Below are 13,689 nucleotides of genomic sequence, written 5' to 3'. Positions count from 1 at the left end.
CGCTCAGATGAGCGGCAACTGAGGGGTGAACCAATGGCTTCCCACTGTGCTCACCTCTCCAATGCGTGGCACTCAGTGCCACCTACTTGATGTTCGACACCTCGAACCATCGGTTACGTATAGTGAAATTCCAAGCGTCCATCACGGGCGGAGGGTGGGTGTGTGTTCGAGGCTTGAAGGCATCTCATAAGAGTCTCGTTCGGGCGCCGCACTTTCGAACACGTGGCAGGCGGGTGGTTACAGCCGTATGACGGTGGAGTGGACCTGCTCAGAGGCCTTTGATCTGGGTACGCTCCCCGCCGTCAGGGCAGCCGAGCCGAGGAGATCGAGTCCCGTGCCGGAAACACAAGATCAGCAGAAGTTCGTTTACGACTTCACCGAGGGCAACAAGGATCTCAAGGACCTGCTCGGCGGAAAGGGAGCCAACCTCGCCGAGATGACCAATCTCGGTCTCCCCGTGCCACCGGGCTTCACCATCACCACCGAGGCCTGCAAGGTCTACCTGGACAGCGGTGCGGAGCCCCCGGCCCTGCGCGACGAGGTGAGTGCGCACCTCGACGCCCTCGAAGCGAAGATGGGCAAGAAGCTCGGCCAGGCGGACGACCCCCTCCTCGTATCCGTACGGTCCGGTGCCAAGTTCTCGATGCCCGGGATGATGGACACCGTCCTCAACATCGGCCTCTCGGACCAGTCCGTGGCCGGGCTTGCCGCGCAGGCGGGTGACGACCGGTTCGCCTGGGACTCCTACCGGCGCCTCATCCAGATGTTCGGCAAGACCGTGCTCGGCGTGGACGGCGACCTCTTCGAGGAGGCCATCGAGCAGGCCAAGCACGCCAAGGGCGTCACCGTCGACGTGGACCTCGACGCGGCCGACCTCAAGAAGCTGGTCGGCGAGTTCAAGGAGATCGTCGCCAAGGAGACCGGCCGGGGCTTCCCCCAGGAGCCGCGCGAGCAGATGGACCTCGCCGTACGAGCCGTGTTCGACTCCTGGAACGGCGACCGCGCCAAGCTCTACCGCCGCCAGGAGCGCATCCCCCACGACCTCGGCACCGCGGTCAACATCTGCTCCATGGTCTTCGGCAACCTCGGCCCCGACTCGGGCACCGGCGTCGCCTTCACCCGCGACCCGGCCAGCGGCCACCAGGGCGTCTACGGCGACTACCTCCAGAACGCCCAGGGCGAGGACGTGGTCGCGGGCATCCGCAACACGGTGCCCCTCGCCGACCTCGAGCAGATCGACCAGCGGTCCTACGACCAGCTGATGCAGATCATGGAAACCCTCGAGACGCACTACAAGGACCTGTGCGACATCGAGTTCACCATCGAGCGCGGCAAGCTGTGGATGCTCCAGACCCGCGTCGGCAAGCGCACCGCCGGAGCCGCCTTCCGGATCGCCACCCAGCTGGTCGACCAGGGGCTGATCGACGAGGCCGAGGCGCTGCGCCGGGTCAACGGGGCGCAGCTCGCGCAGCTGATGTTCCCGCGCTTCGACCACGAGGTCGCCTCCGGCGACACCGTCCAGAAGATCGGCCGGGGCATCGCCGCGTCCCCCGGCGCCGCCGTCGGCAAGGCCGTCTTCGACTCGTACACCGCCGTCAAATGGTCGCGTTCGGGCGAGAAGGTCATCCTCATCCGCCGCGAGACCAACCCCGACGACCTCGACGGCATGATCGCCGCGGAGGGCATTCTGACCTCGCGCGGCGGCAAGACCTCCCACGCCGCCGTCGTCGCCCGCGGCATGGGCAAGACCTGTGTGTGCGGCGCCGAGGAGCTCGAGGTCGACACCAAGCGGCGCCGGATGACCGTCCCCGGGCGGGACGGCAAGGACGGGATCGTGATCGAGGAGGGCGACGTCGTCTCGATCGACGGCTCCTCCGGCAAGGTCTACCTCGGCGAGGTGCCCGTGGTGCCCTCGCCGGTCGTGGAGTACTTCGAGGGCCGGATGCACGCGGGCGCCGACGACGCGGACGAGCTGGTGGGCGCGGTGCACCGGATCATGGCGTACGCGGACCGAGTACGCCGACTGCGCGTACGGGCCAACGCGGACAACGCCGAGGACGCCGCCCGCGCCCGGCGGTTCGGCGCCCAGGGCATCGGGCTGTGCCGCACCGAGCACATGTTCCTCGGCGAGCGCCGGGAGAAGGTCGAGCGGCTGATCCTCGCCCACACCGAGGACGAGCGGGACACGGCGCTGGGCGAGCTGCTGCCGCTCCAGAAGAACGACTTCGTCGAGCTCTTCGAGGCGATGGACGGACTTCCGGTCACCGTCCGGCTGCTCGACCCGCCGCTGCACGAGTTCCTGCCCGACATCACCGAGCTGTCGGTGCGCGTCGCCCTCGCCGAGTCCCGCAAGGACCACAACGAGAACGATCTGCGACTGCTCCAGGCCGTGCACCGGCTCCATGAGCAGAACCCGATGCTGGGCCTGCGCGGTGTACGCCTCGGACTCGTCATCCCCGGTCTGTTCGCCATGCAGGTGCGGGCCATCGCCGAGGCCGCCGCCGAGCGCCGCAACGCCAAGGGCGACCCGCGGGCCGAGATCATGATTCCGCTGGTCGGCACGGTCCAGGAGCTGGAGATCGTCCGCGAGGAGGCCGAGCGGGTTATCGCGGAGGTCGAGCAGGCCCGGGGCGTGGACCTCAAGCTCACCCTCGGCACCATGATCGAGCTGCCGCGCGCCGCGCTGACCGCCGCTCAGATCGCCGAGTCCGCCGACTTCTTCTCCTTCGGCACCAACGACCTCACCCAGACCGTCTGGGGCTTCTCCCGCGACGACGTCGAGGCCAGCTTCTTCACCGCCTACCTGGAGAAGGGCATCTTCGGCGTCAGCCCGTTCGAGACCATCGACAAGGACGGCGTCGGCTCCCTCGTCCGCGACGCCGCCCAGGCGGGCCGCGCCACCCGCCCCGACCTCAAGCTGGGCGTCTGCGGTGAGCACGGCGGCGACCCGGAGTCCGTCCACTTCTTCCACGAGGTGGGCCTGGACTACGTCTCCTGCTCCCCGTTCCGCATCCCCGTGGCCCGCCTGGAGGCCGGCCGCGCGGCGGCGAACGGGCGGTAGCCGCCAGCCGATCAGGCCACCGGAGCCGACGCCGGGAAACACCCACCCTCACCCCCGGCATCGGCTCCGGATCTCAAAGGGGGCGGCACCTTGTGCGGAGGTGCCGCCCCCTCATTCGTCGGTCGGCGGTGGCTCACACGGCTTCCGCCGACCGCGCCTGCCGCGTGGCCGCTTCGTAGGCGCGGAGCAGCCGCTCACCGGTTGCGCATTCGGCGCCGGGTGTGCGGCAGGCCGGGCAGCCCGCGGCGTGTTCGATGGCGGTGCGCCAGGCTTGGTCGGAGAACGGGTCGGTGGTGTGCTCCGGTGTGTGCTCGGCGGCTGTCATCGGGTTCTGCCCTGGTCGAGGGCTCGGTGGATGGCGGCGGCTCGGGTTACCGCGTCGCGTGGGTAGTCCCGGGCGTGGGTGGGGCAGGCGTAGATGGTCGCGCTGGCGACGCTGCCGCTGTGCTCCATCGTGAGCAGGACCGGTTCGTCGGTGGGTAACTGGCAGCGGTAGCAGAGCTGGCGGCCTTCTGGGACGGGGCCGAGTACGTCATCGACGGCCCGGCGCAGGGCGGGGACCAGGTGGTCGGGGTCGGTGAGATACCGGTCGGGGCCGAGCGGGATCCGCCAGTGCGTTGGGTGCTCGGGTCCCCATGTGGCGGGCGGTACGCCGAGGAGGGTGCTTTCGTCGGCGAGTTCGGTGAGGACGCGGATCTGGCGCAGGCACCAGCTGCGGGCGGTGTTGGTGCGGATCAGCCAGTAGGTCTTGCCGTAGGTGTCGTCCTGGATGACCGCGCCCGAGTCCCGGCCCAGCAGCTCCAGCGCGCGGTCCGCGACGGTGGTGGGCGCGGAGACGGCGTCCCACCATCTGCCTACCGGTAAGGGCACGATGTCCTCGGTGTTCGGCGGTGTCCACGGCAGGGTTCTGGGCGTCGTCATGGTCGGCTCCGTGCACGGTCTGTGTTCTGACCGTCACATCGTGCCGACCTGGCGAGGTGTCACGTTGCACTGAACTGTGCAACTTGGTGGCGATTGTCCGTGCTACAGGCCGATCCAGGCGGCGAACTCGGCGAGTTCGCCGCCGCGCGACCGCTCACGTGACCGCAGGGCGATGACCACCTCGCGGGTCGTGGGGTGGTACCGCGTCTGCTGTGGTGCCGTCCGGCGCGCCTTCTGGAGGCAGTCGAGGGCCTGTGTCGAATCGCCGGTCCATACGTTGGCCCTGCTCAGGTCCAGCCAGTGATGGCCTGCCCGGGACCGGTCCCAGCGCTTGGGGAACCGTACGCCGTCCGCCAGTTGGACGGCCTGGTCGTACTCCTCCAGGTCGCAGGCGATCGCGACGGCGTGGACGCCGACATTCGTCGGTCCCCAGCCCACGCCGTAGGCCGCGGTCTCGCCGGTTCGTCGGGCCAGTTCGCGGGCCTCGGTCACACGGGCCTCGACCTGGTCGGGGTCCTTCATCCGGCCGGCGATCACAGCCGCCCGCAGCTGAAGGACACCGGCCATCGCGGCGAGGCCGCGCGGGCTCCGGGCGTCCTGGCCTGCCAGGTCCCGGAGTGTGCTGTCCACGACGCGCATGCCCAGGTCGTATCGGCTGGAGGAGAGAGTGGTCTGGGCGCGCAGGTAGCCGTACATGGCGGCAAGGCCCGGTTCGTCGGCGCGCGGGGCCGCCCAGTCCAGTCGTTGCAGGGCGACGGTGGCCAGGTCCACATAGCCGAAGGACCAGGCCAGCGTGAAGACGCACCGGAACGCCCAGGCCAGGCACTCATGGGCCTGCCGCCGCTGCTCGCCGCTGGTGGTGTGGATGGCCTGCACGCATTCGTCGATGAGCGCCGGGAGGTCGACAGCCATGGGCAGGTACTCGGCCTGCCGCCGCTGCACCAGGACCTTCTCCATGTCGGCACGGATGAGCGCGACCGGACGGGCCGGCACCTGCCAGTCGAGGGGGATGTCCCAGTTCTCCATGCTGACCCGGATGGGCTGTATGACCTCGTCGAGCCGCTCGCGCCGAAGCTCCTGGGTGTAGGGCTGGCCGAGCAGATCCGAGGTGGTCACGCTGAGCGCGCGTGCGCAGGCCGCGATGAGTGAGGGCGAGGCGGGCCGCTGGCCGCACTCGACCTTGGACAGCAGGGATTTCGAGACGTTGGCGCGCATGGCCAGGCCTTGCTGGGTCAGGGAGCGTTCACGGCGGGTGCGAGCGATGCGTGCGCCGGTGTGTTCCTCATGGCTCTGCGGCATGGTGAACTCCGTTCTGGCCTCGACACTCAGAACGGTACCCGCGCCCGACGCCACGCGTGCGGCTGATAGGCCCCATTCCGGTGGCGGCCGTCGCGCCTCCTTGACGCGCCCGTCGTGGGCATCCCGGATCTCAAAGGGGGCGGCACCTTGTGCGGAGGTGCCGCCCCCTCTCACTCCCCCCACGGGAGCTGTTGCCGCGCGCATCGGCTACGTGCGGCAACACAAGTGCCCAGTCGCCGTAACGTACTCGTCACCCCCCACGGGAACGAGCAAACTGGCTCTGAGCACCGCCTGTTGAATTCCGGACAGCCCCCGGAAGTTCTTTCCCGGTGGCCCCCGGTTTTCCTGGGGAACAGCTTTCCTCTTCCGGGCTCCGCGCCGCCTCCCGTTTCACATCTGGCTAAAAGGGCGTGGTGACTGACCGTGCCAGCGTGCATACTCAACGGTGATCGGGGGGCGGTCGCAATGGCACGTGTGGGGGTCTGGTGCTCCGTGTTCATTTCAGTGAACTCGATCTGGCCCGGCTGCGGATGGCGGTCCGCCCGGACGCACTCTGGGAAACCGTTTTAAGTTTCCATAGGTTGCGGGAGAACCGGGCCGAGACCGTATACGGGAAATGGCGTTCCGAGGCGCGAAACCGACTCAACGGCGAAGCGCGGCTGCTTGCGCCGCTCATTCCGTCGCGCGGCTATTTCCCGGACTTCCTGACACCCGCCGAAGGGGTAATCGGTTGCGATGCCGCGATGTCCGCGCTGCGTGCCATCTCGGGTGAGCGCTTGCACTCGGAGCTGGCCGGGCTTCCGGCGGCCCGGACGCTCCCGGGGTGGATACGGGACCTGGCGCAGGGCGAACGGAGATCGCTGGACCGGCTGATCAGCACGCTGCGCGCCTACCATCAGGCCGCCGTCGCCCCGTACTGGCCGCATATCCAGGCCCGGATCGAGGCCGACCGGGTGGCCCGGGGCCGGGCCCTGCTGGACGGGGGCGCCGACGGGCTGCTGGGCTCGCTGCCGCCGACGATGCGGTGGCGGGCGCCGGTGCTGGAGGTGGACTATCCGGTGGACCGCGATCTGTGGCTGCGGGGGCGGGGGTTGTTGCTGCTGCCGTCGTTCTTCTGCCGGGGTACGCCGGTGACCTTCCGGAACCCGGATCTGACGCCCGTGCTGGTCTACCCCGTCGAACACGCCCGGCGCGGTCTGATTCCCCGCCCCGAGCAGCGGCCCGCCGTGACGTCGGGGGCCGGAGCCGGGGCAGGGTCCGGGTCCGGGTCCGCCCAGACGCTCGGCAAGCTGGTCGGGCAGACCCGCTCCGCGGTGCTGCTGGAGGTCGGCGGCGGCTGTACGACCAGTGAACTCGCCCGCAGGGTGGGCGTATCGCTGGCCTCGGCCAGTCAGCACGCCAGTGTGCTGCGCGAGGCGGGCCTGGTGCACACCCTGCGCCAGGGCAGCGCCGTCCTGCACACGCTGACCCCGCTGGGGGCGGCGCTGCTGCGGGGCGGGGCGCCGGGGGAGCGCGTCTTCGGGGTACCGGCGGCGCTGCCGCCGGTCGCCGCGAGCGGACGGGGGCCGTCAGGGCGCGGATGAGGTTTTCCGGCCCCCGGCCAGGTCGTGCTCCTCGGCCGTCCCCGGCGTGGCCCCGGTGGCGAGTTCACCGGTGGCCACCTTGCTGTGCCGGCGGCCCCAGCAGAGGTAGATCAGCAGTCCGGCGGCCATCCAGCCCACGAACCGGGCCCAGGTGATCAGTGGCAGATTGCCCACCAGCAGCAGACACAGCAGCACCGCGACGGTGGGGACGACCGGCACCCACGGGGTACGGAAGCCGCGCCGCAGATCCGGGCGGGAGCGGCGCAGATAGACCACTCCGACGCAGACGACGATGAAGGAGGTCAGCATGCCGATGTTGCCCAGCTCGGCGAGGTCCCCGATGGGCAGCACCGCCGTCATGAACGCGACCAGCAGCCCGAGGGTCCAGGTGATCCGGCGCGGGCTGCGGGTCACCGGGTGGACATGGGAGAACCACTCGGGCAGCAGCCGGTCGCGGCTCATCGCGAGGAACACCCGGCTCTGCCCCAGCAGCATGATCATCACGACCGTGGTCAGCCCGCAGATCGCGCCGATGCCCACGATCCGCACCGCCCAGTCCGCGCCCGCCGCCTTCAGCGCGCCGGTGATGGGGGCGGCGTTGTCCAGCTTGGAGTAGTGCTGCATCCCGGTCACGGTCAGCGCGACGGCCACGTAGAGCACGGCGCAGACGGCCACGGTGGACAGCAGCGCGATGGGCAGGGTGCGCTGCGGCCGCTTGGCCTCCTCGGCGTTGCTGGCCATGATGTCGAAGCCGGAGTACGCGCCGAAGACGATCGCGCCACCGGTGAGGATCCCGGCCATGCCGAACGTGGCGTCCGCGCCAAGACCGGCCCAGCCCAGCAGCGGCTGCTCCCACATGTCGCCGTCGCCGCCCACCGGTTGGGACGCCGGGATGAACGGCGACCAGTTGGCCGCGTCCACGTGCGTCACCCCGATCGCGAGGAAGATGACGATGGCCGCGAGCTTCACCACCGTCATCACCGTGTTGATCCGGGAGGTGGTGCGCACCCCGGAGGCCAGGATGGCGGTGAGCACCAGGATGACCAGCACGGCCGGGATGTTGACGGCAGCGTCCGGGCCGGAGACGGAGGCCGGGATGTGGATCCCGAACGTGGCCAGGAAGTCGGTGACGTACTGCGACCAGCCACTGGCCACCGCGCCCGCGCCCATCGTCATGTCGAGGATGAGGTCCCAGCCGATCAGCCAGGCCACCAGCTCTCCGAGCGAGACATAGGCGAAGGTGTAGGCGCTGCCCGCCACCGGGACGGTGCTGGCGAACTCCATGTAGCACAGGGCCACCAGGGCGGTGGCGACCGCGCCGATGGTGTAGGAGAGCGCGATGCTGGGTCCGGCGTAGTTCGCGGCCGCCGTGCCGGTCAGCACGAAGATGCCCGCGCCGATGGTGACGCCGATGCCCATGAGAGTCAGCTGGAGCGGGCCCAGGGCCCGGGCCAGCCGGGTCTCCGGGCTCGCCGCGTCCTCGATGGTGGCTTCGATCGATTTGTTGCGCATGGCGGTGGTCACTACCTCCTAGGCGCTGAGCACCCCGGGGAGGTGCTCAGCCAGTCGTTCGTAGTCGGAGACGGTGTTGTAGAGATGGGCCGAGAGCCGAAGGAAGCCCCGGCCGTCCCAGGTGGTGATCGCGGTTTCGCAGCCGGTGTCGGCCGCGATCCGGTGCTGTAGCGAATGGGCGGCCTCCTGGTCGGTGGCGAGCCCGGCGGGCAGCGGGATCAGCCGCATCGCCGGGGCCTCGCTGCCGCCGACTGCGGTCAGGTCCGCGCGCAGGGCGTCGGCCAGCAGCCCCTGGGCCACCTCGGCGAGCTTGGTCATCCGGGCGCGGGCGGCGTCCCAGCCGTACGTCTCCTCGATGAACTCCAGCGAGCGCGGCGCCGCGAGCCAGGCGGTGAGGTCCAACGTGCCCTGGACGTCGAAGCGCCGCGGGAAGGGGTCCGGGGCGCCCCAGGAGTCGGTGAGCGGCCACAGGTCCTGGGCGTCGGGCCCGCGCGCCACCAGCGCCGCCGTACCGCGCGGCGCACAGCACCACTTGTGCAGATTGCCGACCCAGAAGTCGGCCGCCCCGGCCAGCCCGATCGGATCGGCCAGCATGCCGGGTGCGTGGGCGCCGTCGACCAGGAGCTTCGCCCCGGCGGCGCGGGTGAGCCGGGCGATCTCGGCCACTGGGAAGAGCCGGGCGGTGGCCGAGGAGATCTGGTCCACGACCACCAGTGCGGTGGCCTCGCTCAGCGCCCCCGCGAAGACGGCCGCGATCTCCTCGGCGGTCGCCTCCAGCGGGATGTGCAGCGTCCGCAGCCGGGCGCCGGCCCGCTCGGCGGCCCGCGCCGTGCCCATCGCCACCGCGCCGTAGGTGTGGTCGGTCAGCAGCACCTCGCCGCCGGGCGGCAGCGGCAGACAGCCCAGGACGGTGCTCACCCCCGCGCTGGCGTTGGGCACCAGGGCGGTGTGCTCCGCCGGGACCCGCAGGAACCGCGCCACGGCGGCGCGCGCCTGCCCGACCCGCTCGGGCAGCTCCCGGAACCACGCGTCCGGGTTGGTCTCCATCTCCTCGCGCAGCGCCCGCTGGACCTCCTGGACGGTGCGCGGCACGGCGCCGAACGAGCCGTGGTTGAGATGGACGACCGAGGGATCGAGCGTCCAGTGCGACGACGACGGGGTGGTCATGGGTCCCTTCCCTTGACTGACGGGGTTGGCAAAGTTGTCCGATGACTTCTCCGAGCTTCCGGGAACCGTAGAGGGAGGAGACCGTTCTGAACAGGGTCTCGACGTAAATTGGGGGTAACGAAGTCGACCGGTAGCATGGAGTCATCTAATGACTCGGCCGGAGTTGGTCAGGCTCCGGAGTTGGTCAGGACCCGGAGCTGTTCAGGAAGGGGTGGCGGAATGACCGCGACCGACGAGGCGGCGGACGGCCTCCGCGCCATGATCGCCAAGGGTGAGCTGACGCCCGGGCGGCAGCTCCCCGCCGAGCCCGAGCTCTGCGCGCGGCTCGGCGTCTCGCGCGGATCGCTGCGCGAGGCGGTGCGCTCCCTCGCCGCCCTCGGGCTGCTGGAGTCCCGCCACGGCTCCGGCACCTTCGTATCGGCGCTGCGCCCCGGGCAGATGCTGGCCGGGTTCGCCGCCACCGTGGACGTACTGCCGCTCGACGGACTGCTCGAGCTGTTCGACGTCCGCCGCCCCCTGGAGGCCCAGGCCGCCGCGCTGGCCGCGGCCCGCGCCGACGAGCAGGTGGTCGCCCGGCTGCGCGAGGTGCAGAAGCGGCTGGCCGTCTCCGAGGACGAGGCGGAACGGCACGCGCTGGACCGGGAGTTCCACTCCACCCTCTGCGAGGCGAGCGGCAACGAGGCGCTGGCCGCCCTCATCGATGTGCTGCGCGCCCGGGGCAGCCACTACAGCATCTACGGCGCCGCCGAGGCCGACACCATCCGGCTGGCCAGCGACCTCGGCCACGAGGCGCTGATCAACGCGATGGTCGCCCGCGATCCGGCGGCCGCCGCCGCGGCCGCCACCGCGCATCTGTCCCAGACCGAGGTCTGGCTGCGGCGGTACGCCCCGCTGCCGGACGACGGCCCGGCCGCCGGATGAGCCATACCGGTCCCACAGGCCACACCAGCCCACCCGCCACATTCGGCCACCCCGGCCACCCCGGCCTCAGTCGTCGATGCCCGTGCGCTCGACGCCCGCCACGATGTAGCGCTGAAGCACCAGGAAGACCACCAGCAGCGGCACGATCGACACCGCCGCCGCCACGAACAGCTCATGCAGGTTGACGGTCTGGGCGGTGGTGAACGTCGACAGCGCCACCTGCACCGTCCACGCGTCCCGGTCCTGCCCGATGACCAGCGGCCAGAGGAAGGAGTTCCAGGCGCCGATGAAGACGATCGTGCCGACCGCCGCGAACACCGGCCGGGAGTTCGGCACCACGACCCGCCAGTACGTACGCCAGTAGCCAAGACCGTCCACCCGCGCCGCGTCCTCCAACTCCCGGGGAAAGCCCAGGAAGTACTGGCGGAAGATGAACGCCGCGACCGCGCTGAACAGCGTGGGCACCACCAGACCGCGTAGCGTGGACACCCAGCCGAGCGAGCTGACCAGCACGAAGCTGGGCACGAAGGTGACCGCCGCCGGGACCATCAGGGTGCCCAGGATCCAGTAGAAGACCACATTGGCGTAGGCGTACGGGATGCGGGCCAGGCCGTACCCGGCGAGCGAGGCCAGCAGCAGGGTGCCCACGGTGGTGAGGATCGCGATCAGCGAGGAGTTGAGCAGCGCGTGTGCCATCGGCACATTGGGGTCGTCGAACAACTCGCGGACGTTGGACCAGTGCAGCTCGCCCGGGAAGAACGTCCAGCCCGGCGAGGTGATGTCCGCCTCGCTCGACAGACCGTTGCGCACCAGCAGATAGAACGGGACCAGGAAGACCAGCGCGAGCGCGAGCAGCAGCACCAGCCGCACGGCGCGCCCCACGCCGACGAGGGCGTCCCGGACGTCGCGCGTGTTCCGGCGCCGGACGTCGCGCGACCTCGGGGGAGTGGGCATCAGTCCTCCTTCCGGCCCAGGCCGAACCAGCGGGCCTGCACCACCGTCACCACGGCGATGATCAGCGCCAGGATCACCGCGCCCGCGCTGCCCAGGCCCAGGTCCTGCCCCTGGCCCAGCGCCGTGTAGTAGAGGTAGACCAGCGGTGGACGGGCGTAGGGCGGATAGCCGCGCGAGTCCGACAGCAGGTTGTAGAACTCGTCGAACGCCTGGAAGGCGTTGATCACCAGCAGCAGCACCACCGCGACCGAGGTCGCCCGCAGCTGCGGAAAGGTGATGTGCCGGAACACCTGCCAGCCCGGCCGCGCCCCGTCCACGGCCGCCGCCTCGTACAGCCGAGGGGAGATGCGCTGGAGCCCGGCCAGGAACAGCACCATGTAGAACCCCGCCTGGAGCCACAGCCGTACGGTCACGATGACCAGCCAGTACCAGGGCGGATCCGTGGTCGACAGCCAGGCGATCTGATCGGCGCCGAACCAGTCCAGCACGGTGTTGGCAAGCCCGAAGCGCACCCCGTTGAAGATCGACATCTTCCAGATCAGCGCCGCCACCACATACGAGCACGCCACCGGCAGGAAGAACACCGACCGGAAGAACGCCTGCGCCCAGCGCAGCCGGTTGACCATCAGCGCGAGCGCGAGCGACAGCGCGTAGGTGGCCGGGACGATGAACGCCGTGAAGACCAGGAAGGTCACCAGGCTGTCGGTGAACGCGTCGTCACCCAGCATCGCCGTGTAGTTGTCGAAGCCGACGAAGTCCGTGGGCGAGACGGTGTTGTGCGCGTCGAAGAAGCTGAGGTAGACGCTCCAGGCCAGCGGGACATAGGTGAAGAGGGTCAGCCCCAGGACGAACGGGCCGACGAATATCCAGAACCACAGATGGCGGTTCTGCGGGCCCAGCAGCCCGCGTGTCAGTTTGGTGGCCGGTGCCCCCCGCATCAGCTCTTCTTCTTCACGCGGCGCAGCTCGGCCTCGGTCTTGCGGACCACCGACCGCAGCTCGCTCTCCGGGTTGGCCCCGCCCTTGATGATCCGGCTCAGCGCGTCCTGGTAGGCCGTACGGCTCGCGGAGGTCCACAGCAGCGGCTCGGCATGGCCGTGGTCGGTGGCGTAGCGCACCGCCTCACCGGCCGCGCCCTGCCGCAGCTTGGCCGCCTTCGTGGCGAGCGAGATCCGGGCGGGGATGTGGAAGCCGTAGCGGAGCGCGAAGTCCTCCTGGTAGTCGGTACGTTCCACCCACAGCCACTTCACATACGCCTTGGCCAGCGCCTTGTCCCGGGCCCGGGCGCTGACCGCCGCCCCGTACGCGCCGACCGGCACCGCGGGCGCGCCGTGCGCCCCGTCCTTGGGGAACGGCAGCACCCCGAAGTCGTCCCCCAGCGCCTTCTTCACCTGCGGCAGCGCCCACAGCCCGGACCACTGCATGGCGGTGAGCCCCTGGGTGAACGCGGCCGGGTCCGACCAGTCGGAGGGCGCCCCGAGCAGCAGCGACTTCTCGGCGTAGAGCTGACGCAGCTTGCCGAGCGTCCGGGCCGCGGCCGGGTCGTCGAAGCCGACCTCGCCGTCCTCGGTGACCAGGGTGAGCCCGGCGGCGTTGAGCGGGGTGCCGCCGAGGACGCCGGGGCCGCCGTCATTGCCCAGGAAGAGCCCCTTGACGTCCTTGGTGGTCAGCTCCTTCGCCGCGTCGATCAGCGCGTCCAGGCTGCGCGGCGGCTCCACCCCCGCGGCATCGAGCATGCTCTTGCGGTAGTAGAGCAGCTGGGTGTCGATGACCTGCGGAACGGCCCAGATCTTGCCCTGATGCGTCTTCGGGGCGAGCACGGCCGGGTTGAAGTCGTCCTTGGCCTCCCTGAGGAGATCGGTGAGATCGACCACCTGGCCGCCCTGGATCTGGTCCAGCGTCGGGCCGTTGACCTCGAAGACGTCCGGGCCGGACGTCGTGAGCAGCGCGGCGGCGGTCTGCTGGTCGTAGTTGCCCGGCCGCCACTGCACCTGGACGTTGGCCTTCTGATACGCGTCGGCGTAGCGCTTGACGGCCTGTTCGGTGCCGGGCTCGCCGTACTGGTGGTACCACTGCTCGAGCACCGGCTGGCCGGCGTGGTCATCGCCGTCCCGCCCGGTGTTGGACCCGCAGGCGGAGGCGAGCGCCCCGGTGAGGGCCAGCCCTCCGCCCGCACCCAGCAGCCTTCGGCGGCTCATGGACATATGGCGTGCGCCCCCTCGTCTCCCGGTCCCCGTACGACTCAACGATCAACGATGGAGGCGGATTACGA

Annotated in this window: 11 protein-coding genes; 3 read left to right on the top strand and 8 right to left on the bottom strand. The window is 70.3% G+C overall.

The genetic code is table 11. The features are described 5' to 3' along the window. Positions 1-334 precede the first annotated feature (334 nt). Positions 335-3,061, top strand: a complete 2,727-nt coding sequence (ppdK, locus tag ABD329_RS12475) for a pyruvate, phosphate dikinase (RefSeq protein ID WP_198280072.1) — start codon at positions 335-337, stop codon at positions 3,059-3,061. A gap of 133 nt (positions 3,062-3,194) precedes the next feature. Here the strand turns inward: ppdK and ABD329_RS12470 are convergent, their stop codons facing one another. The 3 genes from ABD329_RS12470 to ABD329_RS12460 form a co-directional block, all read right to left on the bottom strand. Further along, a complete protein-coding gene (locus ABD329_RS12470; RefSeq protein WP_198280073.1) occupies positions 3,195-3,386 on the bottom strand; it encodes a hypothetical protein in 192 nt (63 codons plus the stop codon). Beyond that, entirely contained in the window at positions 3,383-3,982 is a 600-nt protein-coding gene (locus ABD329_RS12465) for a hypothetical protein (RefSeq protein WP_198280074.1), read from the bottom strand. The genes ABD329_RS12470 and ABD329_RS12465 overlap by 4 nt, the downstream gene beginning before the upstream one ends. A 102-nt stretch (positions 3,983-4,084) precedes the next feature. Continuing rightward, a complete protein-coding gene (locus ABD329_RS12460) occupies positions 4,085-5,281 on the bottom strand; it encodes a helix-turn-helix domain-containing protein (RefSeq protein ID WP_198280075.1) in 1,197 nt (398 codons plus the stop codon). A gap of 485 nt (positions 5,282-5,766) precedes the next feature. Between ABD329_RS12460 and ABD329_RS12455 the strand changes: the two genes are divergently transcribed. After that, a complete protein-coding gene (locus ABD329_RS12455) occupies positions 5,767-6,864 on the top strand; it encodes an ArsR/SmtB family transcription factor (RefSeq protein WP_344316351.1) in 1,098 nt (365 codons plus the stop codon). Here ABD329_RS12455 and ABD329_RS12450 read toward each other — a convergent pair. Next, positions 6,850-8,376, bottom strand: coding sequence for an APC family permease (locus tag ABD329_RS12450; protein ID WP_198280306.1), 1,527 nt, complete (start codon positions 8,374-8,376; stop codon positions 6,850-6,852). The genes ABD329_RS12455 and ABD329_RS12450 overlap by 15 nt on opposite strands. An 18-nt stretch (positions 8,377-8,394) precedes the next feature. Beyond that, a complete protein-coding gene (locus ABD329_RS12445) occupies positions 8,395-9,543 on the bottom strand; it encodes an aminotransferase class V-fold PLP-dependent enzyme (RefSeq protein ID WP_198280305.1) in 1,149 nt (382 codons plus the stop codon). Between the two features lie 219 nt (positions 9,544-9,762). On the opposite strand from ABD329_RS12445, the gene ABD329_RS12440 reads away from it, so the two are divergent. Then, a complete protein-coding gene (locus ABD329_RS12440) occupies positions 9,763-10,464 on the top strand; it encodes a FadR/GntR family transcriptional regulator (protein WP_198280304.1) in 702 nt (233 codons plus the stop codon). 66 nt (positions 10,465-10,530) lie between these two features. On the opposite strand, the gene ABD329_RS12435 is transcribed toward ABD329_RS12440, so the two are convergent. Genes ABD329_RS12435 through ABD329_RS12425 form a run of 3 tightly spaced genes read right to left on the bottom strand, consistent with a single transcriptional unit; the run spans position 10,531 to position 13,621 of the window. Continuing rightward, on the bottom strand, positions 10,531-11,418 hold the full coding sequence (locus ABD329_RS12435; RefSeq protein WP_198280303.1) for a carbohydrate ABC transporter permease: 888 nt from the start codon (positions 11,416-11,418) through the stop codon (positions 10,531-10,533). Continuing rightward, positions 11,418-12,356 carry a carbohydrate ABC transporter permease gene (locus ABD329_RS12430; protein ID WP_198280302.1) on the bottom strand — a complete coding sequence of 313 codons (939 nt, stop codon included), beginning with the start codon at positions 12,354-12,356 and terminating at the stop codon, positions 11,418-11,420. Before ABD329_RS12430 ends, ABD329_RS12435 begins: the two co-directional genes overlap by 1 nt. Beyond that, positions 12,356-13,621, bottom strand: coding sequence for an ABC transporter substrate-binding protein (locus ABD329_RS12425; protein ID WP_198280301.1), 1,266 nt, complete (start codon positions 13,619-13,621; stop codon positions 12,356-12,358). The genes ABD329_RS12430 and ABD329_RS12425 overlap by 1 nt, the downstream gene beginning before the upstream one ends. Positions 13,622-13,689: the final 68 nt, after the last annotated feature.

Origin of the sequence: Streptomyces javensis, from assembly GCF_039525925.1 — a bacterium.
GTDB classification, from domain to species: Bacteria; Actinomycetota; Actinomycetes; order Streptomycetales; family Streptomycetaceae; genus Streptomyces; species Streptomyces asiaticus.
This window is presented reverse-complemented; position numbering and strand designations above follow the sequence as displayed.